Raw genomic sequence first — 21,837 nt, 5'->3', positions numbered from 1 at the left:
GATCCTAGGCAAGGCATTGGTCTGTTGTAAGATCCATTTTCAATAGATTTCATAGAGCCAATCCGATGACGTCCGATGCTCCTGCATTCCCCTCAACGTTGACCGGCATCAGGCTGGACAGGCGTCAGGGCCTGAGCAAGCAGCTGTATCGCGAGTTGCGCCAGCAGATACTGGACGCCCGATTGACCAGCGGAACGCGTCTGCCCGCCAGTCGCGAACTCGCGGACCTGCTGGCCATTTCCCGCAACAGCGTGATGCGCGCCTACGACCAGTTGTATGCCGAAGGTTTCACGGAAACCCGTGTGGGGGATGGAACCTATGTCACGCATTTGCCGGACCGCGCCAGCGCGTCCGATCAGGCTGCGAAAAGAAAACTATCCACCAACTTGTCCACAGGTTTGTCTACACCTTTGTCCACAGGCTTATCCACAGTTTTGCAGCAGGCTGCGGATAATATGGACGGTGAAGTTATCCACAGATCTGCGCTTGATCGGATCAAAACTCACCATCTTCCAGCCCCTTCAGAGCAGCGGCCCAAGGCTTTTCGTGTCGGGGTACCCGCTTTCGATCTGTTTCCTTTCGCCCTGTGGGGCAAGCTCTACGCGGCTTTCTGGCGTCGTCCGGACCCTGCCTCGCTGGGTTATGGCGCCGCAGCCGGAGAGCCGAGGCTGCGGGAGCTGATCGCCGCGTATTTGCGTTCATCGCGCGGTCTGCAATGCACCGCTGAGCAAATTGTGATCACCAGCGGCGCCCAACACGCCATCAGCCTTTGTGCACAGATGCTGGTAGAGCCGGGCGAGAGCGTTGCGGTCGAAAATCCGGGTTATCGTGCGGCCGCTCATGCATTCGCAGTCGCCGGTGCCCGACTGACAGGTGTAGCCGTCGACGAGGAAGGGATGCGCTGCGCCGATCTCGCCCGGGCCGGTTGTAAATTGGCTTACGTCACCCCATCTCACCAATACCCGACCGGTGTGGTCATGAGCCTGGCCAGACGCCTGGAACTGCTGGCCTGGGCCGAGAAGAACCAGAGCTGGATTGTCGAGGACGACTACGATGGCGAATACCGTTACAGCGGTGCGCCATTGGCACCCCTGGCCGCACTGGATCGCAGCGGGCGAGTGCTGTACATCGGCACCTTTGGCAAGATTGTCTTCCCGGCCCTGCGGTTGGGTTATCTGGTGTTGCCGCAGGAATTGGTTCTGCCTTTCAGTCAGCGCAAGGCTGTTGACATGCGCCACACCGAAGTCAGCACCCAGGTGGTAATGGCACAGTTCATCGCCCTGGGGCACTTCCAGCGCCACATCCGGCGTATGCGTCGTGCCGCGCTGAGTCGGCGCAACGCGTTGCTCGCCGGTTGGCCCATCGATCTTGCAGGATGCGCGGCGATGCCCAGCGTGGCGGCAGGGCTGCATGTGATGGTCAAGGTCGACAGCCTGGCACGCGAGCGGGAGCTGGTGGAAAAGGCGTCCAGCGTCGGTGTGGAGGTCAATGCCCTGAGCAGCTACTGGCTGCCGGATTCGACCGAACCCATGGATGAGCGGGCCGGGCTGGTGCTGGGTTTTGCCGCCGTGCCCGAGGCGCAGATCAGCGATGCGCTGGACAGGCTGCGCAAGGTCTGGTCCGAGTAAGCCTGTGGCACACGTATAATCGTTTCTTTCTGCTACTTGTCGTCGAGAGACCTATGAACACTTCCACTTCTGCAACACCCGGCCGTGCTTACGGCGCGCCGCTGGCGGCGTTGTTCCTGTTATTGATGGGCGCGCAGTTTCTGCTGCTCAGCGTCGGCGCTCATCAGGTCCTGCTATGGATCGTCGGCGCGGCGCTGGGCGTCACCCTGTATCACGCCGCGTTTGGTTTCACGTCGGCCTGGCGAGTGTTCATTCGTGAGCGACGCGGTGCCGGCCTGCGTGCACAAATGGTGATGCTGGCCGTTGCTGTGGTGCTGTTTTTCCCGGCGCTCGGCGCTGGCACGCTGTTCGGACAACCGGTCACGGGCCTGGTCGCGCCGGTCGGCGTTTCGGTGGTAGTCGGTGCGTTCATTTTCGGTATCGGCATGCAACTGGGCGGCGGCTGTGCCTCCGGAACTCTGTTCACGGCAGGCGGCGGCAACGCGCGAATGCTGGTGACCCTGCTGTTCTTCATTCTCGGTTCGCTGATCGCCACTCACCACGTCGATTGGTGGTTCGCGCTGCCGTCGTTCCCGGCCACTTCGCTGGTCAAGAGCTTTGGCGTGATCCCGGCGCTGATCGGCAACCTGGCCCTGTTCGCCCTGATTGCCTTTGTCACGGTGCGCCTTGAAAAACGTCGTCATGGTGAACTCGAAGCGCCTGTCACCAGCGAGCACACAGGTCTTCGACGACTGCTGCGCGGCCCATGGGTATTGGTCTGGGGTGCTGTGGCACTGGCTGTCCTCAACTACGCCACGCTGGCGCTGGCCGGTCGGCCGTGGGGCATCACCTCAGCGTTCGCGCTGTGGGGCGCGAAGGTCGCGAGCGGGCTGGGCGTGGATGTCGGCAGTTGGGTGTTCTGGCAAAGCGCGGCGAATGCCAAGGCACTGGCCGCGCCGGTTTGGGAAGACGTCACCAGCGTAATGGACATCGGCATCATGCTCGGCGCGTTGCTCGCCGCAGGCCTGGCCGGACGTTTCGCGCCGAACCTCAATATCCCGACCCGTTCGATCGTGGCTGCGGTAATCGGTGGCCTGCTGCTCGGCTACGGCTCTCGTCTGGCTTATGGCTGCAATATCGGGGCGTATTTCAGCGGCATCGCGTCCGGCAGCCTGCACGGCTGGCTGTGGCTGGTTGCGGCTTATGCCGGGAACGTCATCGGTGTCCGGTTACGTCCGATTTTCTTTGCCGGTGAGCGTCCGCAAGTAGCGTTGAGCGGCTGCTGAAAAAGTGTGAACCCCTGAGATAAAGCGGGCCGTTTGCGAACCATCTCCCGGAATGGCATTCAAAGGCCATGCAGTAGCGAGGATGTCCGAATGCGGTCTCGCTTATTTATCGATGGGGTAGGCCTTTGCAGCAGACGATCATGGGAAAATTCCGATTTCTCGGCAAGACAATCGGTTATGTGGGCTGGTCGTTGTTCTGGCTGCTGATTTGGGACGTGATTGTCACGGTCGATTTCATGCTGTACCTGGAACGCAAGATCACCTTGCCGTCCATGCCGTTGACCCTGCTGGGTTCGGCGCTGGTGGTGCTGACCAGCTTCCGTAATTCCAGCGCCTACAACCGCTGGTGGGAAGCCCGTACCTTGTGGGGCGCGCTGGTCAACAGCTCGCGCAGCTTCGCCCGTCAGGTGCTGACGCTGGTCGAAGACGACGAGGGCGGCATCAATCCCGTGAAGGCCACATTGCTGCGCCGTCACGTCGCCTACGTCAAATGCCTGTCTGCTCACCTCAAGGGCGGGCATTGTGGTGATGAGGTCCAGGCCCTGATCCCGCGTGAAGAGTTCGAGCGTCGGTTCGACACCAACAACTTCCCCAACGACCTGCTTAATACCTCGGCGGCGCTGCTGGCCAAGGAATACCAGTCCGGCCGACTGGACAGCATCCGTCTGGCCCGTCTCGAGTCGACGATGGTGGACATCTCCAACTGCCAGGGCGGCATGGAGCGCATCGCCAATACGCCGCTGCCCTATCCATACGTGGCGTTTCCAAGACTGTTCATTACTCTGTTCTGCCTGATCGTACCGATCGGCCTGGTAGAAACCCTCGGCTGGTTCACGCCGCTGGCGTCCACCGTGGTGGGCTTCATGCTGCTGGCAATCGAAAAGATCGGCACCGACCTGCAGAGCCCGTTCAAGGCCAGCGAGCACGAGATCCAGATGACGGCGCTGTGCGCAAATATCGAGCGAAATCTCGACTCGATGCTTCGTGGCGCGCAGGAGGAAAGCAAGGTTTCCTGAGGGAAGGGGTATTGCGATATTCCGGTTGACTCAGGCCAGTCCTGAGTCACCGAAGCCTCTCATAGACTCAGCGCAGCTCACCACACAGATCCAGCTCGACCAGCCGTCGGACTTCTTCAGTCGTCAGGTCTGCGCCAAGCAGGGTATGCAGTTTGCCAAGCGCTGCCTCACGCGTCATGCCGCCGCCGGACAGCACACCGGCACCACGCAGGCGGCTTCCCGCTTCGTAGACATCCAGTTCCACGCCGCCTTCATGGCACTGCGTGATTGCGATCACGCAGATGCCACGGGCACGGGCGTCTTCCAGGCTGGCGATGAACTGTGGATCGTCACTCGGGCCGGTGCCGTTGCCGAAGCATTCCAGCACCAGACCCTGAATGCCGCTGTCGATCAGGCCATTCAGTTGAGCGGCGCCGATACCGGGGAACAGCGGCAACACCGCCACGCTGGCCATTGTCCTGGGCTGACGGTAGTCGAGTGCGTCAGGCAGGGAAACGGCAGCATGACCGCCACGCGAGCGCTGCAACGGCGCGAACGGGTTGCGCCCGAAGCTGCGGATCTTGGCGCAGCGGGTCGGGTCCATCAGTTCGCCATGGAAATACAGGTGAACCCCCGACGCGAGTCCGTTACCGAGCGCGAGCAGGGCACCGTTGACGTTTTCCCACGCATCGCTGTCCGGCACACCGGCAGGCAGCATGGAGCCGGTAAACACGACAGGTGCATCGAGCCCCAGCAACTGGAAGCCCAGGGCCGCCGCGCTGTAGGCAAGCGTGTCGGTGCCATGCAGCACCAGCACGGCGTCACAACCCTCCACATCGACCGCTTCGATCACCGCTTCACGCAGACGCAACCAGTAGGCTGGCGTCATGTTGGCGCTGTCGATCAGTGGCGACATCTCGCGAAAACGCCACTGCGGTACGACCAGTTCGGGGAGTTCGGCCAGTTGCCCGGCCATTCGGGCTTCGAAGCCCGACGCCGGGGCAAGGCCATTGGCGCTGGCCTGCATGCCGATGGTGCCGCCAGTGTAAAGAACCATCACTCGCTGAGCGGGTTGATGTGCTTCATGAGTCATGATTCTTCTCCTTATGGCGTTGTGTGCTTAGCGTGCTTCTGGAGCAGGCTTGCCTGCCACTTCAGCATCATGAACCGGCGTCTGCGACGGGTTGGCTGGCCATGCGGTGCGGTCCAGATCCAGATCAGGGAATTTGCTGGAATCGAACACCGGCGTTTTGATGCCTGCGCGACGCTGGGCATCGTAGTCGCCCAGAATACGCTTCACGATCTTGAACAGCATCGCCAGTGCAATCAGGTTGACGAAGGCCAGCATGGTCATGGTGATGTCGGCGAAGGCCAGCACATCTTTCAGATCGACCACCGCGCCCCACAGAATCAGCACCAGTACGGCGATGCGGTAGCCGATGATCGCGTTCTTCTTCTCACCGAACAGGAAACGCAGGCTGTTTTCGCCCAGATAGTAGTTGTAGAGGATCGAGGTGAATACGAACAGCGCCAGTGCCACGCTGATGAAGATGCGACCCCAGTCACCGACCACGGCGGCCAGCGAGTTCTGTGCGAGCACGATACCGTTGCCGTCGTAGCCAACGTCATAGATACCGGACAGCAGGATCAGCAGGGCGGTGCAGGTGCAGATCACAAAGGTGTCGAGGAACACGCTGAATGCCTGAACCACGCCTTGGGCAACCGGGTGCTCGACCTGAGCGACCGCAGCCACGTTTGGAGCGCTGCCCAGACCGGCTTCGTTGGCAAACACGCCACGCTTGACGCCCATGACGATTGCGCTGCCGACCAGGCCGCCGAACACCGGGTCAAGGCCGAAAGCGCTGCGCACGATGGTCATCAGCATGGCTGGAACGTGATCGATCTGCAGAACGATGACATACACAGTGACTGCGATGTAGATCAGGGTCTTGACCGGTACCAGCAGGTCGGAGATCGCAGCGATACGCTTGATGCCGCCGATGAACGCCAGACCCAGCAGCACGACCAGGCAGATACCGGTGGTCATGGTGTCAACGCCGAAGGCGCTTTTGAGGGAGTCGGTCACAGCGTGCGATTGCAGGCCGTTGAAGGCGAAACCGAAAGTCACCAGCAGCAGAACCGCCATGACCATGCCCAGCCAGCGCTTGCCCAGGCCGTGCTGGATGTAGAACGCCGGACCGCCACGGAACTGGCCTTCGGAGTCCTTGCGCTTGTAGAGCTGAGCGAGGGAACACTCGATGAAACTGCTGGACATGCCGACCAGTGCGGTCACCCACATCCAGAACACGGCACCCGGGCCGCCAAGTGTTACTGCAATACCGACGCCTGCGATGTTACCCGCACCTACGCGGCCTGCGAGGCTGAGCATCAGGGCCTGAAAGGAACTCAGTTGACCTGCGCTGCTCTTCAAGCTGTCGCGGAATACCGCAAACATATGGAAAAAGTGTCGAAACTGAACGAAACGTGAGCGGATCGTGAAGTAACTACCCAGGCCTACGATAAGTACGATCAGTACTTTACCGGAGAGAAAGTCGTTAATCATTTCCAGCATTTTTGTTATTCCTCGCTACTTTTGAGGGGGCGCACTATACCGGTGCAAAGTTTTTACGTCTGTAGGTGCTTTCTTGTAAGACTGATTCTTCATTTACAGGACTAAATAAATACTCTGTGGATAACTCCGCAAAGCGTTGTTCCAGAGGCTGTGAATCGCTATCGGATCCACTTTTTGCCAGCGGGCAAAAAAAAGGGTCTGGAGAATCACTCCCAGACCCTCAAAAAATTGAGGGGTGTCTAGGCCCTCAATCTGGTGAGCTTGTTGCGCAGATCACTGCCTGTCAGGCCTTCAATGGGGCCAGGCGGGGAGCGATCATGTTTTCCGGCCGCAGAATGTCGTCGAGCATGGCGTCGTCGAGCAGGCCTTCCTCACGAACCAGTTCCAGTACGCCGCGGCCGGTTTCCAGCGCAATGCGGGCGATACGGGTCGAGTTCTCGTAACCGATGTAGGGGTTCAGGGCAGTGACCAGACCGATCGAGTGCTCGACCAGTTCACGGCAGCGCTGTTCGTTGGCGGTGATGCCGACGATGCAGTGTTCGCGCAGCATGTCCATGGCGCGCTGCAGCAGGCGGATCGAGTCGAAGATTTTGTAGGCGATCAGCGGCTCCATCACGTTGAGCTGCAACTGACCACCTTCGGCCGCCATGGTAAGTGCCAAGTCGTTACCGATGATTTCGAACGCCACCTGGTTCACCGCTTCTGGGATCACCGGGTTGACCTTGCCAGGCATGATCGAGCTGCCTGGCTGACGCGCTGGCAGGTTGATTTCGTTGATGCCGGTGCGTGGGCCGCTGGACAGCAGGCGCAAGTCGTTGCAGATCTTCGACAGCTTGACCGCAGTACGCTTGAGCATGCCCGAGAACAGCACGAAGGCGCCCATGTCGGAGGTCGCTTCGATCAGGTCGGCAGCCGGTACCAGCGGCTGGCCACTGATGGTCGCCAGACGTTCTACCGCAAGGTGCTGATAGCCAGGGTCGGCGTTGATGCCGGTACCGATGGCGGTGCCGCCCAGGTTGACTTCGGTCAACAGCTCCGGCGCCAGACTGCGCAGGCGGTTCAGGTCTTCGGTCAGGGTGGTGGCGAAGGCGCGGAATTCTTGGCCCAGGGTCATCGGAACGGCGTCCTGCAACTGGGTGCGGCCCATTTTCAGAACGTGGTTGAATTCCTGGCCCTTGGCCGCGAACGCCTGGATCAGACTGTCGAGGCTGGCGAGCAGGGCGTCGTGACCCAACAGCAGACCCAGGCGGATGGCCGTCGGGTAGGCGTCGTTGGTCGACTGGGCCATGTTCACGTCGTTGTTCGGATGCAGGTGCTTGTACTCGCCCTTCTCGAAACCCATGGTTTCCAGCGCGATGTTGGCGATGACTTCGTTGGCATTCATGTTGGTTGAAGTGCCAGCGCCGCCCTGAATCATGTCAACCACGAACTGATCGTGGAAGTCACCGCGAATCAGGCGGGCACAGGCCTCGCTGATGGCGGCGTGTTTGGCATCGTTGAGGTGTCCGAGCTGGTGGTTCGCATCGGCCGCAGCCTGCTTGACCATGGCCAGCGCCACGACCAGTTTCGGGTAGTGCGAAAGCGGCACGCCGGACAGGTGGAAATTGTTGACCGCTCGCAGAGTCTGGATGCCGTAGTAGGCGTTTGCCGGTACTTCGAGAACACCCAGCAGGTCTTTTTCGATGCGCGATGATGCAGGCGAGGACATGATAAAAAAAGTCTCAAATTAGGTACGGACGATGCCGGAACGCAGCGGATGGTGGGCTTTGCGTTTAAAATTGACCAATGCTGTTAAACGCTGGGCTATGCACAAACGGCATAACAGGTGTGTGACTCGGCTTTTGTGCCGTGCGTAAAGGGGACAAAATGTCGCACCCTCACATGTTCTTGTCGCAGGCGGAACGTAAAAGGTTTTTGTAGCGTCATCGCGAAAGGCATCGTCTCTAACCGCAGTCGCCTGTTGATGCAGTCAGCCATTGTCCGGGAGGACCTGATGAATCTGGAAAGCAAGTGGTTGGAGGATTTCAGCGCTCTGGCTGCAACCCGCAGTTTTTCCCAGGCCGCCGAGCGTCGTTTCGTGACGCAACCGGCGTTCAGTCGGCGTATCCGCAGCCTTGAAGCCGCGCTTGGGCTGACGCTGGTCAATCGGTCACGCACGCCGGTCGAGCTGACGGCTGCGGGGCAACTGTTTCTGGTCACGGCACGTACGGTGGTCGAGCAGTTGGGTGAGGTGGTGCGCCATCTGCATCACCTGGAAGGCGGACAGGGCGAGGTGATGCAGGTCGCGGCGGCGCATTCTCTGGCACTGGGCTTCTTTCCACGCTGGATCGCGCAACTGCGCAATGAAGGCCTGAATATCGCGACCCGATTGGTCGCGACCAACGTGGGCGATGCTGTTCATGCCTTGCGCGAAGGCGGCTGCGACCTGATGCTGGCGTTTTATGATCCTGACGCTGCGTTGCAGATGGACGCTGAAATCTTTCCGTCCCTGCACCTGGGGCAGACCCAGATGCTGCCGGTCTGCGCTGCCGACGCGCAGGGGCAGCCGCTGTTCGATATGGACGGCGAGGCCAGTGTGCCGCTGCTGGCGTACAGCGCCGGCGCGTTTCTGGGCCGCTCGGTGAACATGTTGCTGCGCCAGCGCAATCTGCGCTTCACCACGGTTTACGAGACGGCCATGGCCGACAGCCTCAAAAGCATGGCGCTGGAAGGGCTGGGCATCGCCTGGGTGCCGCAGTTGAGTGTTCGTGCCGAGCTGGCGCGTGGCGAGCTGGTGGTGTGCGGCGGGCCGGAATGGCATGTGCCACTGGAGATTCGTCTGTACCGCTGCGCACTGGTGCGCAAGGCCAATGTGCGATTGTTGTGGCGCAAGCTGGAAAGTGCGGCCGCTCAGGAGTGATCCCTGGACGGGCCGCTTGCGGGAGCGGCCCGTGTATCAGTCAGGGATACTGACTGAGGTGAGCTTCGATGCGCCGCTTGTTCTCGTTGCTGTAGACGTAGCAGTTGGCGCGGATCTGATTGCGGACCTCCAGCATATTGGTTTCACACCACCAGCCGCCCCGGTACAGCACCTCTGCCGCTTCGTGGGTCCCGTCGAGCATGTGGCCCAGTTCGTGTGCGGTGGCGTTATAGGTCGTCAGTGATGCAATGGCGGTGTAGCCCTTGATGAGCGCAACGCCTCCGACTTCCCGGTTGATCATGTCCTGAGTCAGCAGCATGTATTTGGTCGTCGGGTTGTATGGCAGGTTTCGCGCGTCGATGTACTGATCCACTCGATTCCTGAAATCCACTGAGATCCTTTCCAGATCGTCACCTTTATAAGCGAAGTCCGTCAATGTCGGGACATGGCGGATGAACTCCAGCTGGACACGCCGATGCGTGAAGTTTTCAAGGTCTTTCACGAACCAGGTGATGTAATCCTGAGCGATACGCTCAAGGTCGTGTTCTCTGACATCGTCGTGCAGAAACAGAAAGAGGAACAGCGGGCGTTTTGCGGAGGGTCCATCAGCCAGTGCGCTCTGGCCCATCAGAAGCGCAGCGATCAACAGCAGGGGGCCTGTTACGATTTTCAACATGAGTACTCATCCTTGAGTAGGTCTAAGGGTCTGCCTGCCCGGTAAGGGTCAGGTCATCAGTACTTAATAGCAATGCTCGGCGGCCGACAGTCGGGATGGGCAGCGGCGGCTGTAGTCTTGTTTGCGGGATGTTGCAGGTCGTGAATGACTCGAAGTGTCGTCCCATGCTTCGCCCGTCGCAGGCTTTGCAAAAACCTTGTGCGGATGGTCGTCGAGGGGGCTGTCATCCTGGCGCTTTGAGGTATACTGCGCGGCCTTTGGCCGGTTGAATCGGTCATTATTCGTACAGCAAGCCACGCCGGTCCTCCTGCGTGGCTTGTTGTTTTTAGATGCGCCTGCGGGCGCCCGATGAGAGGCACGACGATGAGCGCACTGGTTGGCGTGATCATGGGCTCCAAGTCCGATTGGTCCACCCTTAGCCACACCGCCGACATGCTGGAAAAGCTCGGCATTCCCTACGAAGTGAAAGTGGTGTCTGCGCACCGCACACCGGATTTGCTGTTCCAGTACGCCGACGAAGCGGAAGGCCGTGGTATCGAGGTGATCATCGCGGGCGCCGGTGGTGCCGCTCACTTGCCGGGCATGTGTGCGGCCAAGACCCACCTGCCTGTGCTGGGCGTTCCGGTGCAATCGTCGATGCTGTCGGGTGTCGACTCCCTGCTGTCCATCGTGCAGATGCCTGCCGGTATCCCGGTTGCAACGCTGGCCATCGGCAAAGCGGGCGCGATCAATGCGGCCCTGTTGTCGGCGAGCATCCTGGGCGCCAAACACCCGCAATTCCACGTTGCGCTGAAGAAATTCCGCGCCGAGCAGACAGACAGCGTCCTGGACAATCCAGACCCACGCCACGCCTGAGGTTTTTCCATGAAGATCGGTGTAATCGGTGGCGGCCAACTGGGCCGCATGTTGGCTCTGGCGGGCACCCCGCTGGGCATGAACTTCGCCTTCCTCGATCCCGCGCCGGACGCTTGTGCGGCGGCATTGGGCGAGCATCTGCGTGCCGATTACGGTGATCTGGATCACCTGCGCCAGTTGGCTGATGAAGTCGATCTGGTGACGTTCGAATTCGAGAGCGTTCCGGCCGAGACCGTGGCGTTCCTGTCCCAGTTCGTGCCGGTCTACCCGAGCGCCGAAGCCTTGCGCATTGCACGGGATCGCTGGTTCGAGAAAAGCATGTTCAAGGACCTGGGCATCCCGACGCCTGACTTTGCGGACATTCAGTCGCAAGCCGACCTGGACGCTGCGGTGGCCAGCATCGGTCTGCCAGCCGTTCTCAAGACCCGCACGCTGGGTTATGACGGCAAGGGTCAGAAGGTTTTGCGTTCGGCCGCCGACGTGGTCGGCACCTTCGCCGAACTGGGCAGCGTGCCGTGTCTGCTGGAAGGCTTTGTGCCGTTCACCGGTGAAGTGTCGTTGATTGCCGTGCGCGCACGCGATGGGGAAACCCGTTTCTACCCGCTGGTGCACAACACCCATGACAGCGGCATCCTGCGCCTGTCCATCGCCAGCACGGATCACCCGTTGCAGGCGCTGGCCGAAGACTACGCTGGCCGCGTGCTGAAGCAACTGGATTATGTGGGCGTGCTGGCGTTCGAATTCTTCGAAGTCGATGGCGGCCTGAAAGCCAACGAAATCGCGCCGCGTGTGCACAACTCCGGCCACTGGACGACCGAAGGCGCCGAGTGCAGCCAGTTCGAAAACCACCTGCGTGCCGTCGCCGGCCTGCCGCTGGGTTCTACCGCCAAGGTGGGCGAAAGCGCGATGCTGAACTTCATCGGTGAAGTGCCTGCGGTGGACAAGGTGATTGCGGTTGAAGACTGCCACCTGCACCACTACGGCAAGGCGTTCAAGACAGGCCGCAAGGTCGGTCACGCCACCGTCCGCAGCCACGACCGCGCCACGCTGGATCGTCAGGTCAAGCTTGTCGAGGCGTTGATCAAGGGCTGATCAAGCGCAACCCTGTGGAAGGCGCCACGTCTTCGACGTAGCGCTGTCGCGCAGCAAACACGGACCGTAGGAGCGCGCTTGCCCGCGATTGCGTTATGTCAGTCGCTGATTTTCTGTCTGTAAGAACCTATCGTCGGATTCCCGCCCAGACCAAGCGCGCTCCTACAAAAAAATCGCGTTTCTTCAGTAGGTTACAGGTTTTTTGACAAGAGGCGGCTTGCCGGTGATCTGCCTAAAACCTGCGTATGCGGTGTGTCAGATGCATTCGGGGGCTGCTGCGCAACCCATCGCTGCCGTCGTAACCTCCGAGAGCTCCTACGCCCTCCGGGCAGAAGCAGGCTTCAGCACTTCTTCAGCCCTCGGATGTTTGATAGGAGCGAGCCTTATGACCGCCGCTCTGTGGTCTGTCCTCTCCCAATCTTCATTTGCGCCGGAACCATTCCCTTTCGCCGTTCTCAGATAGCAGTAAGCCAAGGCTGCATTGGGTCGTGGCACGTTCAATTCATACAGAGGGAAATGGCATGGGTATCATCGGAACCATCTTCATTGGCTTGATCGTCGGCCTGCTGGCTCGTTTTCTGAAGCCGGGCGATGACAGCATGGGCTGGATCATGACCATTCTGTTGGGTATCGCCGGTTCGCTGGCTGCGACCTACGGTGGCCAGGCTCTGGGTATCTATCAGGCGGGCGAAGGCGCAGGTTTCCTGGGCGCACTGGTCGGCGCAATCATCCTGCTGGTCATCTACGGCATGATCAAAAAGCGCTGATAATCCAGCGTCAGCCCTCTGTTTTGTACTGCGCAGAGGGCTAGAATGCGCGGCAGTTATTCTTCCCCTTGCCGAGCACTATCATGCGTCGCTTTCTATTAATGACTTTGCTGGTGGTATCGGGGCTCGCACAGGCCCAGATGCCGGAAACCGACTGGCTGGAACTCATGCCCAAGTCGGACCAGAAGGCCCTTGAGGCCATGCCCGAAATTGATCACAACTCCCCTGAAGCGATGGGCACCTTCGACAGCAAGGGCGGGCTGAAGCAGAGCAAGGGCTTGCCTGCTGTCATGTATTCCACCAAGACCGTCGCCGCGATGAATGGCAAAAACATTCGTCTGGGCGGTTACCCTGTGCCCCTCGAAACCGATGCCAAAGGCCATAGCACGTTGTTCTTTCTCGTGCCTTATCCGGGCGCCTGCATCCACGTTCCGCCACCGCCACCCAACCAGATGGTGCTGGTGCGCTATCCCAAAGGCTTGAAGCTTGACGATATCTACGCGCCGTTGTGGGTCGAAGGCACCCTGAAGGTCGAGAAGATCAGTAACGATCTGGCCGACGCGGCCTATGCGATGGATGCAGCCAAGGTCCGTGTCGTTGTCGAATCGGACCTTTGACGCGTTGCCGGTCTAGAGCGGTTCGCTCCAGATACTCACACCCAGAATATGCATGTCATCCGGCGCCAGTGTCACCACATCACTCAGGACGTTGGCGGTTTCGACGCAGACCATGCGCTGCCAGCCGTCAGGCGCCATGTCGGTGAAGCGTGCGGTCTTTTCGATCCACGGGTTCCACAGGATCGCCGAGTTCGAACCGGTGCTGTGAATCTGGATACGACGTTGCCACTGCGGATCGACAATGCTGAGCAGGCCGGGCGTGTCCAGATAGATGCGGTCGGTTTCGCCGGTGAACGTCAAATCGCCCGCCTGCTGACGCTCTTCCCAGTTCTCCAGGGTTTCGATGTAGCGCAAACCGTCCAGCCCTTCGACGCTGACCTGACGTGAGTCGCTGACCGCAAAGTAGGTGTGCAGCGCCTGACTGATGGTGACCGGTTCGGTGCCGCAGTTGTAGCTGACCAGGCTCACATTCAGCGCATCGTCCAGACGAATGCTCAGTTTGAGCGCCACGTTGTGCGGCCAGCCCGGCAATTTGCCTTCGGCCTGCGGCAGAACGAACTCCACCAGCAAGGCGGGGCCATCTTCGCCGACGCCCAGCAGTTCCCAGTCCAGCGCGCGTACTTCACCGTGGGCCTTGGCGGGCTCATCGCCTTGACGCATGGCCTGCACGCTTTCCGGGTTGCGCTCCAGATTGCCGAACCATGGCCAGCAGATCGGCATGCCTGCACGGATCGGCTTGCCCTGTTTGAAGACCGCTTCTTCGTTCAGCCAGACCAGAGGCTGTTGGCCGTCGCGCTGGTAGCTGAGGATGTGCGCACCTTGTTGAGCGACGATCAGTTCTGCATCGCCATGACGGATGCGCCAGCAGTTCAGTTCATCGTACTGGACGGGTTCGACGCTGGATTCAACCGGGGATGTAGACATGCGAAATCTCTCACTCAAGGGCCGTGACGAAAATAGACCGTTATGGACGGGATGAGTTTACCCGAGAGGCCGCGACCCTTGCAGGCGCCAGCTCTCAGGCAGGACCGGCTCAGCGGCGCGCGGGAACCGAACGCGTACGGCCGCTGGTGTCGATGGCCACAAAGACGAAAACCGCCTCGGTGACTTTGCGCCATTCGCTGGTCACAGGGTCATCGCTCCACACTTCGACCATCATCTTGATCGAGGTGCGTCCGACTTCGAGGGTGCGTGTATAGAAAGACAGCTGTTCGCCGACGGCCACCGGCACCAGAAAGGCCATGCGGTCGATGGCAACCGTGGCGACACGCCCGCCTGCCACTTTGCTGGCCATGGCCGTGCCGGCCAGGTCCATCTGGGAGACCAGCCAGCCGCCGAATATATCGCCGAAGCCGTTGGTTTCACGGGGAAGGGCCGTGATTTGCAACGCAAGATCGCCTTGCGGAGTTGGATCTTCTTGTTCGAGCTCGATCATGCCTAGGGTGCCTCTGACCCATGACTCTATTATTTTTTGCCGCGGTTGACTGGCGCCATTCAACCCCTTGCACGTGAACATTGTATGTTCCGCTGCCGGGATGGCCCTTGAGGGAAACTCTGCGAAAACCGCTGATTCAGACGTTTTCGCACAAATTCCCACTGCGGTTGACAGCCTGCGAGTATATCGGGCGTTGCGTCATAGAACGACCGCCGGGTTCTCTTTTTGCCCCTGCGAAGTTCTCGCTAGGTGTTTTTTGAGACAATTTGTTATCTTGCTGGATCTTTACAGGTGACAAGACTGCCTGTACACGCAATTTTGGTGCCTATCTGCACAGTTGCCCCGGACAATCGCTTCTGCACGCCACCCCGCCGCAGCCAGCGTAGCTGTCGCATGCCCTTTCAGAACAAGTAAAGAGAAGCCTTGTCATGTCATCTGTTTCTTCCAGTACCGCGCAGCCGTCGCGACCCTTGACCCGTAGCGATTACAAGACGTTGTCGCTTTCCGCCCTGGGTGGCGCGCTGGAGTTCTACGACTTCATCATTTTCGTGTTTTTCGCGGCGGTGGTCGGAAAGCTATTCTTCCCGGTGGATATGCCTGACTGGCTGCGCATGATGCAGACCTTCGGCATTTTTGCTGCCGGTTATCTGGCACGCCCGCTGGGCGGCATCATCATGGCGCACTTCGGCGACCTGCTGGGGCGCAAGAAAATGTTCACGCTGAGCATTTTCATGATGGCCGTACCGACCCTGATCATGGGTCTGCTGCCGACCTACGCACAGATCGGCATGTGGGCACCGATTCTGCTGCTGCTGATGCGCGTCATTCAGGGCGCGGCGATTGGTGGTGAAGTCCCTGGCGCCTGGGTGTTCGTGTCCGAGCACGTGCCGGCACGCTACATCGGTTATGCCTGCGGCACCCTGACGGCGGGTCTGACGGCCGGCATTCTGCTGGGCTCGCTGGTCGCCACGGCGATCAATACGATCTACAGCCCTGTCGAGGTGGCGGACTACGCCTGGCGTATCCCGTTCCTGCTGGGCGGCGTGTTCGGTCTGATGTCGGTTTACCTGCGTCGTCTGCTGCACGAAACGCCGGTGTTCGCCGAGCTGCAACTGCGCAAGGCGCTGGCTGAAGAAGTCCCGCTCAAGGCGGTACTGCGTGACCATCGTGGCGCGGTCGCGCTGTCGATGCTGATGACCTGGCTGCTGTCGGCCGGCATCATCGTCGTGATCCTGATGACCCCGACCATCCTGCAGACCATTTATGGTTTCCCGGCGGCCACGGCATTGAAAGCCAACAGTCTGGCCATTGTCTTCCTGAGCATTGGCTGCATCGCGGCGGGGGCACTGGCTGACCGCGTCGGCGCCGGGTGGGTGTTTCTGCTGGGCTGCGCCGGTCTGCTGGCGAGTTCCTGGACCTTCTATCACATCCTGGCGGACAACCCAGGCGTGCTGTTTCCGCTCTATGCGATCACCGGCCTGTTCGTCGGGACAATCGGTGCGGTGCCGTATGTGATGGTCAAGGCCTTCCCGCCTGTGGTGCGCTTCTCGGGTCTGTCGTTTTCCTACAATCTTGCGTACGCAATCTTCGGCGGCCTGACCCCGATGGTCGTGACCTTCATGCTCAAGAGCAGCCCGATGGGACCGGCCTGGTACGTGGCCATCCTGTGTGGCGTAGGCATGGCAATCGGCGTCTACCTGATTTCCAAAAAGCGCTGATACGTCAGTCCCGATCCGGCATTACGGTTAAGGCCATCCCCTGAGCAAGGGTGATGGCCTTTTCATCTTATTGTCACAATCAATTCATAGAGTGGTCACAAGACTCGCCCTGGCGCGTCTGGATCCCTACATACCCTGCCAGGAGCGCAAGGCATGACACTCAAGAGTTGGATGACTGCACTTACATTCGCTGCGGCCGGAGTTGCCGCTGCCAATTCGTTCGCTGCCGTTGACCCCGCCATCAAGGCCTACACCAAGACTTCCGGTGTGTCGGGCAATCTCTCCAGTGTCGGCTCCGACACCTTGGCCAACCTGATGACCTTGTGGGCCGAGGCTTACAAGAAAGAATACCCGAGCGTGAACATCCAGATTCAGGCAGCCGGTTCGTCGACAGCGCCGCCCGCGCTGACCGAAGGCACGGCCAATCTGGGGCCGATGAGCCGCAAGATGAAAGACGGCGAACTCTCGGCGTTCGAGCAGAAGCACGGTTACAAACCGACGGCCATTCCGGTGGCGGTGGATGCCCTGGCGGTGTTTGTCCACAAGGACAACCCGATCAAGGGCCTGACGCTGCAGCAGGTCGATGCCATTTTTTCCGTGACGCGCCTGTGTGGTGCCAAGGCGGATGCGAAGACCTGGGGCGATGTCGGCGTGACAGGCGATCTGGCGGGCAAGCCGATTCAGCTGTTTGGCCGCAACTCGGTGTCCGGCACCTACGGTTATTTCAAGGAAGAGGCCTTGTGCAAGGGCGACTTCAAGCCCAACGTCAACGAACAGCCAGGTTCGGCCTCGGTGGTCAGTTCGATCAGTAATTCGCTGAACGGTATCGGTTACTCGGGGATTGGCTACAAGACCTCGAATGTCAGGACGGTTCCGCTGGCGAAAAAGGAAGGCGCAGAATTTGTCGAAGACAATGAAGCCAACACCTTGAACGGCACGTACCCGCTGTCCCGCTTCCTGTACGTCTACGTGAACAAGGCGCCCAATCAGCCTTTGGCACCGCTGGAAGCCGAATTCATCAAGCTGGTGCTTTCGAAACAGGGGCAGGAAGTTGTGATGAAAGATGGTTACATTCCGCTGCCCGCTCGCGTGGTCGAGAAGGCGCTGACCGACCTTGGCCTGCAGGGTGCCGCTGGAGTAGCGGCGAAGTAACAGACGCATCAACGAGGCTCAATGGACTGGCCTTGTCACACGTTGAACAGTCCGCCGCCGGTTTTCCTGGGCAGCGGGCTTTCTTGCGTCACTCTTCTGTAATGTTTCTGTCATACAAGGCCGCTACGGTGTGTGCGCATGAATGAGTTGGCTAAAGCCGCAATGAATCAGGACTCACCTCCAGAGCGTATTGACTTCAATACGCCTGCGATGCTGCGCAAGCGTCGTTTTCGCGCGTTCAAGGATCGCCTGACTCACTGGTATGTCGCCATCGGTGGCCTGGCGGTGCTGGCCGCAATCACCCTGATTTTCTTCTACCTCGCTTACGTGGTGGCGCCGCTGTTCAAGGGCGCGAGCCTGACCGCCGCTGCGCCACTGAATGCCGCCTGGCTGCAGGACGCCGGCAAGCCGCTGATGCTCGCCATTGAAGAACAGAACCAGATCGGGATGCGTATTTCCGACAAGGGCGAAGTGGTGTTCTTCAACATCAGTGACGGCGCGGAGCTGCAACGTGTCGCCCTGCCGATTCCTGCTGGCGCGAGCGTCGTGTCCATCGGCAAGGACCAGCCGGGTGCACCGCTGATTGCCCTGGGCCTGTCCAATGGGCAGGTGCTGATATTCAGGCACTCGTACCTGACGACCTACCCGAACAATCAGAAGACCATCACGCCAAGCGTTGCCTGGCCCTTCGGCGAGACGCCCCTGGTGCTGGATGAAGCCGGGCGTGCCGTCGAGCACGTGACGGTCAGCGCCGACGGGGAAAGCCTCAAGCTGGCGGGTTCCACCGGTACGCAATTGCATGTCATGGCGCTCGATCAGACCGAAAACATGATGACGGGCGAAGTGACCCGCGAGCAGAGCCGTATCGAGCTGCCGCAGATGTCCGCCGAGGTCAAAGCCATCTACATCGATCCGCGTCAGCATTGGCTGTACGTGATCAACGGCCGTGCGCAGGCCGACGTGTTCAGCCTGCGTGACCGCACGCTCAACGGTCGCTATAAACTGCTGGAAGACGGCAACGCCGAAACCACTGCCAGCGCGCAACTGGTGGGCGGCATTTCCTTGATCATCGGCAACTCGAAGGGCGGCATGACCCAATGGTTCATGGCCCGCGACACCGACGGCGAGCAGCGCCTCATGCGCGTTCGGGATTTCAGAATGGGCAGTGCGCCCATCGTGCAGATCAAACCGGAGCAACGTCGCAAAGGCTTTATCGCACTGGATGCGTCGGGCAAGCTGGGGGTGTTCCACAGTACTGCGCACCGCACCCTGCTGATCGATAAGGTCGTGGACGGTCCCGGGATTCTGGCATTGTCGCCTCGTGCCAACCATGTGCTGGTGGAAAGCGGCAGTACATTGTTGCCGCTCACCTTGGATAACCCGCACCCGGAAGTGTCCTGGAGTTCGTTGTGGGGCAAGGTCTGGTACGAAAACTACGATGAGCCCAAGTACGTCTGGCAGTCCACGGCGTCCAACAGTGACTTCGAGCCCAAACTGAGCCTGGCGCCGCTGACCTACGGCACGCTCAAGGCGGCGTTCTACGCGATGCTACTGGCGGCACCGCTGGCCGTCGCCGCTGCGATTTATACGGCCTACTTCATGGCGCCGCGCATGCGCCGTAAGGTCAAGCCGGTGATCGAGCTGATGGAAGCGATGCCGACGGTCATTCTCGGCTTTTTCGCCGGTCTGTTTCTGGCCCCGTATCTGGAAGCCCATCTGCCGGGCATCTTCAGCCTGTTGTTGCTGACGCCCATCGGCATCCTGCTGGCAGGCTTCTTCTGGACGCGTTTGCCGGATTCGATTCGCCTGCGTGTGCCGGACGGTTGGGAAAGCGCAATTCTGATTCCGGTCATTCTGCTGGTGGGCTGGTTCTCGTTGAGCATGAGCCCGCACCTGGAAAACTGGTTCTTCAGTGGCGACATGCGCAGCTGGATACGTGACGACCTGGGCATCACCTACGATCAGCGCAACGCACTGGTGGTCGGGCTGGCAATGGGTTTTGCCGTGATTCCCAACATTTATTCGATTGCCGAAGACGCGGTGTTCAGTGTGCCGCGCAGCCTGACCCTTGGTTCGCTGGCGCTGGGTGCCACGCCCTGGCAGACCCTGACGCGTGTCGTGATCCTGACCGCCAGCCCTGGCATTTTCTCGGCCCTGATGATCGGCATGGGTCGTGCCGTGGGTGAAACCATGATTGTGCTGATGGCGACCGGCAATACGCCGATCATGGACATGAACCTGTTCGAGGGCATGCGCACGCTGGCGGCCAACGTCGCCGTGGAGATGCCGGAGTCGGAAGTGGGCGGCAGTCATTATCGAGTGTTGTTTCTGGCGGCGTTGGTGTTGCTGATGTTCACCTTTGTCATGAACACCGTCGCAGAGCTGATTCGTCAGCGCCTGCGCAAGAAATACTCGTCGCTTTAAGGAAGGTAGAAGTTCGTGAAAAGGAACTCCCTCAAAGGCTGGTTCAAAAGCGGCGCCCCCGGCGTCTGGATGAGCGCGGGTGCCGTTTCCATTGCCGTGATCATGACCATCGGCCTGCTGGCTGTGATTGCCGTGCGAGGCCTGGGGCACTTCTGGCCCGCCGACGTGATTGCTGCGCAATACGACGTGCCCGGCCAGGCGAAGCATATGCTGGTGGGTGAGCTGGTCGAGAAGGAACAGGTGCCGCGTGTGCGCTTGAAGGATGCCGGTTTGCCGGTGCCCGAGTCGGGCCCTGAATTCATGACCCGTGAGCTGTTCAAGGTGGGTAATCGTGACCTAAACCCCAGCGATTTTACCTGGGTGATCGGCGAATGGCTGACGGATGAAAGCTGGCCTGTCGACCTGATGACTCTGGAGCGTCGTGAGTGGGGCAACTTCTATGGCTATCTGGTCAATGTGAAGGAGGACGGCAGAGTCGTCGCCGAAGGCGAAGCAGCCTGGCCGACCCTGCAGGAGCGCATCAAGCGCGTCGAAACGCTGGCTGACGAACTGTACGCACTGGAAAAGAAAGACATTGGTGCCATCAACCATGGCATCGAGCGTCTGCGCTTACAGGCCCGCAAGCTGGAACTCGACGGCAGACTCGATGCCGCCGCACAGGCCGACATGGCGGTCGAGCGCGCAGAACTCGACGCCCGTTACGCGGCCATCGAGGATCGCCTCGGTGCGCTGCATCAGGCCTTCGATCGCGACAGCCTCACCGCGCGCGATGCCAATGGCAAGGAAGTCGAAATCAGTCTGGGCAAGGTGGTGCATGCCTATCAGCCCAACGCGATGGGCACGGCCACCAAGCTGAGTTTCTATTTCAAGAAACTCTGGGAATTCCTGAGCGACGACCCCCGTGAAGCCAACACCGAGGGCGGTATTTTCCCGGCCATCTTCGGCACGGTGATGATGACCCTGATCATGGCCGTCATCGTCACGCCATTTGGCGTGCTGGCGGCGGTGTATCTACGTGAATATGCCCGGCAGGGTCCGCTGACCCGCCTGATCCGGATTGCAGTCAACAACCTCGCGGGCGTGCCTGCGATTGTGTACGGCGTGTTCGGCCTGGGGTTTTTCGTCTACGTGCTGGGCGGCTCGGTGGATCGGCTGTTTTTCCCCGAAGCCTTGCCTGCGCCGACTTTCGGTACGCCGGGCCTGTTGTGGGCATCGCTGACTCTGGCGCTGCTGGCAGTCCCGGTGGTGATCGTGGCGACCGAAGAAGGGCTGGCGCGTATTCCGCTGACCCTGCGCGAAGGTTCGCTTGCCCTGGGGGCCACCAAGGCCGAGACGTTGTGGAAGATTGTGCTGCCCATGGCCAGCCCGGCGATGATGACCGGACTGATTCTGGCCGTGGCCCGTGCTGCAGGCGAGGTCGCGCCATTGATGCTGGTCGGGGTGGTCAAGCTGGCGCCGTCGTTGCCGGTGGACGGAAATTATCCCTACCTGCACCTCGATCAGAAGATCATGCACCTGGGGTTCCATATTTACGACGTGGGCTTTCAGAGCCCCAACGTCGAGGCTGCGCGACCGCTAGTCTATGCCACGGCGCTTTTGCTGGTGCTGGTGATCGCCTTGCTCAACCTGTCGGCGGTCAGCATTCGCAACCATCTGCGAGAAAAGTACAAGGCACTCGATAACTGATCCCTGAGTGCCGCCCCCTCGAGCGAGGCGGGCGGCCCGATGAAACGAATGGTTCG

General features: G+C 60.2%; 18 protein-coding genes. 12 read left to right on the top strand and 6 right to left on the bottom strand.

Annotation, left to right across the window (positions count from 1 at the left end; genetic code table 11):
• Window positions 1–65 precede the first annotated feature (65 nt).
• The 3 genes from pdxR (at window position 66) to CFBP1590_RS26965 (ending at window position 3,909) form a co-directional block, all read left to right on the top strand.
• On the top strand, window positions 66–1,628 hold the full coding sequence (pdxR, locus tag CFBP1590_RS26975; RefSeq protein ID WP_058430841.1) for a MocR-like pyridoxine biosynthesis transcription factor PdxR: 1,563 nt from the start codon (window positions 66–68) through the stop codon (window positions 1,626–1,628).
• A gap of 53 nt (window positions 1,629–1,681) precedes the next feature.
• Window positions 1,682–2,893, top strand: a complete 1,212-nt coding sequence (locus CFBP1590_RS26970; RefSeq protein WP_025995451.1) for a YeeE/YedE family protein — start codon at window positions 1,682–1,684, stop codon at window positions 2,891–2,893.
• Window positions 2,894–3,033: 140 nt separating this feature from the next.
• Window positions 3,034–3,909: a bestrophin family protein gene (locus tag CFBP1590_RS26965; protein ID WP_162850630.1), complete on the top strand. Its 876-nt coding sequence runs from the start codon at window positions 3,034–3,036 to the stop codon at window positions 3,907–3,909.
• Between the two features lie 67 nt (window positions 3,910–3,976).
• On the opposite strand, the gene CFBP1590_RS26960 is transcribed toward CFBP1590_RS26965, so the two are convergent.
• From CFBP1590_RS26960 to aspA, 3 genes are all read right to left on the bottom strand, one after another.
• The gene (locus CFBP1590_RS26960) at window positions 3,977–4,981 is read right to left on the bottom strand and encodes an asparaginase (RefSeq protein WP_029242124.1); all 1,005 of its coding nucleotides are present in this window, start codon (window positions 4,979–4,981) and stop codon (window positions 3,977–3,979) included.
• A 27-nt stretch (window positions 4,982–5,008) separates the two neighbouring features.
• Window positions 5,009–6,460, bottom strand: a complete 1,452-nt coding sequence (locus CFBP1590_RS26955) for an alanine/glycine:cation symporter family protein (RefSeq protein ID WP_029242125.1) — start codon at window positions 6,458–6,460, stop codon at window positions 5,009–5,011.
• A gap of 283 nt (window positions 6,461–6,743) precedes the next feature.
• Entirely contained in the window at window positions 6,744–8,168 is a 1,425-nt protein-coding gene (aspA, locus tag CFBP1590_RS26950) for an aspartate ammonia-lyase (RefSeq protein ID WP_004881647.1), read from the bottom strand.
• 285 nt (window positions 8,169–8,453) lie between these two features.
• Here aspA and CFBP1590_RS26945 point away from each other — a divergent pair, with 285 nt between their 5' ends.
• The gene (locus CFBP1590_RS26945; protein ID WP_004881646.1) at window positions 8,454–9,359 is read left to right on the top strand and encodes a LysR substrate-binding domain-containing protein; all 906 of its coding nucleotides are present in this window, start codon (window positions 8,454–8,456) and stop codon (window positions 9,357–9,359) included.
• Window positions 9,360–9,399: 40 nt separating this feature from the next.
• Here the strand turns inward: CFBP1590_RS26945 and CFBP1590_RS26940 are convergent, their stop codons facing one another.
• A complete protein-coding gene (locus tag CFBP1590_RS26940) occupies window positions 9,400–10,035 on the bottom strand; it encodes a hypothetical protein (RefSeq protein WP_088236307.1) in 636 nt (211 codons plus the stop codon).
• A 363-nt stretch (window positions 10,036–10,398) separates the two neighbouring features.
• On the opposite strand from CFBP1590_RS26940, the gene purE reads away from it, so the two are divergent.
• From purE to CFBP1590_RS26920, 4 genes are all read left to right on the top strand, one after another.
• Complete coding sequence (gene purE / locus CFBP1590_RS26935; protein WP_004881642.1) at window positions 10,399–10,890, top strand: 5-(carboxyamino)imidazole ribonucleotide mutase; 492 nt, start codon at window positions 10,399–10,401, stop codon at window positions 10,888–10,890.
• Between the two features lie 9 nt (window positions 10,891–10,899).
• The gene (locus tag CFBP1590_RS26930; RefSeq protein ID WP_069142578.1) at window positions 10,900–11,982 is read left to right on the top strand and encodes a 5-(carboxyamino)imidazole ribonucleotide synthase; all 1,083 of its coding nucleotides are present in this window, start codon (window positions 10,900–10,902) and stop codon (window positions 11,980–11,982) included.
• 521 nt (window positions 11,983–12,503) lie between these two features.
• A complete protein-coding gene (locus CFBP1590_RS26925) occupies window positions 12,504–12,749 on the top strand; it encodes a GlsB/YeaQ/YmgE family stress response membrane protein (protein WP_004881638.1) in 246 nt (81 codons plus the stop codon).
• A gap of 83 nt (window positions 12,750–12,832) precedes the next feature.
• On the top strand, window positions 12,833–13,366 hold the full coding sequence (locus CFBP1590_RS26920) for a DUF3299 domain-containing protein (protein WP_058430844.1): 534 nt from the start codon (window positions 12,833–12,835) through the stop codon (window positions 13,364–13,366).
• A 12-nt stretch (window positions 13,367–13,378) separates the two neighbouring features.
• Here the strand turns inward: CFBP1590_RS26920 and CFBP1590_RS26915 are convergent, their stop codons facing one another.
• Window positions 13,379–14,290 (bottom strand): D-hexose-6-phosphate mutarotase, encoded by a 912-nt coding sequence (locus CFBP1590_RS26915; RefSeq protein WP_029242129.1) that lies wholly within the window; start codon window positions 14,288–14,290, stop codon window positions 13,379–13,381.
• 109 nt (window positions 14,291–14,399) lie between these two features.
• Window positions 14,400–14,801, bottom strand: coding sequence for an acyl-CoA thioesterase (locus CFBP1590_RS26910; RefSeq protein ID WP_004881633.1), 402 nt, complete (start codon window positions 14,799–14,801; stop codon window positions 14,400–14,402).
• A gap of 428 nt (window positions 14,802–15,229) precedes the next feature.
• Between CFBP1590_RS26910 and CFBP1590_RS26905 the strand changes: the two genes are divergently transcribed.
• From CFBP1590_RS26905 to pstA, 4 genes are all read left to right on the top strand, one after another.
• Window positions 15,230–16,519 carry an MFS transporter gene (locus CFBP1590_RS26905; protein WP_029242130.1) on the top strand — a complete coding sequence of 430 codons (1,290 nt, stop codon included), beginning with the start codon at window positions 15,230–15,232 and terminating at the stop codon, window positions 16,517–16,519.
• A gap of 153 nt (window positions 16,520–16,672) precedes the next feature.
• A complete protein-coding gene (locus tag CFBP1590_RS26900; protein ID WP_004881629.1) occupies window positions 16,673–17,671 on the top strand; it encodes a phosphate ABC transporter substrate-binding protein PstS family protein in 999 nt (332 codons plus the stop codon).
• A 138-nt stretch (window positions 17,672–17,809) separates the two neighbouring features.
• The gene (locus CFBP1590_RS26895; RefSeq protein WP_162864072.1) at window positions 17,810–20,095 is read left to right on the top strand and encodes an ABC transporter permease subunit; all 2,286 of its coding nucleotides are present in this window, start codon (window positions 17,810–17,812) and stop codon (window positions 20,093–20,095) included.
• A 69-nt stretch (window positions 20,096–20,164) separates the two neighbouring features.
• A complete protein-coding gene (pstA, locus tag CFBP1590_RS26890; RefSeq protein ID WP_191625375.1) occupies window positions 20,165–21,781 on the top strand; it encodes a phosphate ABC transporter permease PstA in 1,617 nt (538 codons plus the stop codon).
• The last annotated feature ends 56 nt before the right edge of the window (window positions 21,782–21,837 follow it).

This window comes from Pseudomonas viridiflava (assembly GCF_900184295.1).
GTDB lineage: Bacteria > Pseudomonadota > Gammaproteobacteria > Pseudomonadales > Pseudomonadaceae > Aquipseudomonas > Aquipseudomonas viridiflava.
Note: the sequence above shows the minus strand (reverse complement) of the source record. Positions and strands in the feature narration are given on the sequence as shown.

Excerpts from the sequence above, each read along its gene's own strand:
- CFBP1590_RS26945 (WP_004881646.1), top strand. The coding sequence starts at position 8,454 with ATGAATCTGGAAAGCAAGTGGTTGGAGGATTTCAGCGCTCTGGCTGCA.
- CFBP1590_RS26895 (WP_162864072.1), top strand. The coding sequence starts at position 17,810 with ATGAATGAGTTGGCTAAAGCCGCAATGAATCAGGACTCACCTCCAGAG.
- CFBP1590_RS26960 (WP_029242124.1), bottom strand. The coding sequence starts at position 4,981 with ATGACTCATGAAGCACATCAACCCGCTCAGCGAGTGATGGTTCTTTAC.
- CFBP1590_RS26905 (WP_029242130.1), top strand. The coding sequence starts at position 15,230 with ATGTCATCTGTTTCTTCCAGTACCGCGCAGCCGTCGCGACCCTTGACC.
- purE (WP_004881642.1), top strand. The coding sequence starts at position 10,399 with ATGAGCGCACTGGTTGGCGTGATCATGGGCTCCAAGTCCGATTGGTCC.
- CFBP1590_RS26940 (WP_088236307.1), bottom strand. The coding sequence starts at position 10,035 with ATGTTGAAAATCGTAACAGGCCCCCTGCTGTTGATCGCTGCGCTTCTG.
- pdxR (WP_058430841.1), top strand. The coding sequence starts at position 66 with ATGACGTCCGATGCTCCTGCATTCCCCTCAACGTTGACCGGCATCAGG.
- CFBP1590_RS26915 (WP_029242129.1), bottom strand. The coding sequence starts at position 14,290 with ATGTCTACATCCCCGGTTGAATCCAGCGTCGAACCCGTCCAGTACGAT.
- CFBP1590_RS26920 (WP_058430844.1), top strand. The coding sequence starts at position 12,833 with ATGCGTCGCTTTCTATTAATGACTTTGCTGGTGGTATCGGGGCTCGCA.
- CFBP1590_RS26925 (WP_004881638.1), top strand. The coding sequence starts at position 12,504 with ATGGGTATCATCGGAACCATCTTCATTGGCTTGATCGTCGGCCTGCTG.
- CFBP1590_RS26930 (WP_069142578.1), top strand. The coding sequence starts at position 10,900 with ATGAAGATCGGTGTAATCGGTGGCGGCCAACTGGGCCGCATGTTGGCT.
- aspA (WP_004881647.1), bottom strand. The coding sequence starts at position 8,168 with ATGTCCTCGCCTGCATCATCGCGCATCGAAAAAGACCTGCTGGGTGTT.
- CFBP1590_RS26970 (WP_025995451.1), top strand. The coding sequence starts at position 1,682 with ATGAACACTTCCACTTCTGCAACACCCGGCCGTGCTTACGGCGCGCCG.
- CFBP1590_RS26965 (WP_162850630.1), top strand. The coding sequence starts at position 3,034 with ATGGGAAAATTCCGATTTCTCGGCAAGACAATCGGTTATGTGGGCTGG.
- CFBP1590_RS26900 (WP_004881629.1), top strand. The coding sequence starts at position 16,673 with ATGACACTCAAGAGTTGGATGACTGCACTTACATTCGCTGCGGCCGGA.
- pstA (WP_191625375.1), top strand. The coding sequence starts at position 20,165 with ATGAGCGCGGGTGCCGTTTCCATTGCCGTGATCATGACCATCGGCCTG.
- CFBP1590_RS26910 (WP_004881633.1), bottom strand. The coding sequence starts at position 14,801 with ATGATCGAGCTCGAACAAGAAGATCCAACTCCGCAAGGCGATCTTGCG.
- CFBP1590_RS26955 (WP_029242125.1), bottom strand. The coding sequence starts at position 6,460 with ATGCTGGAAATGATTAACGACTTTCTCTCCGGTAAAGTACTGATCGTA.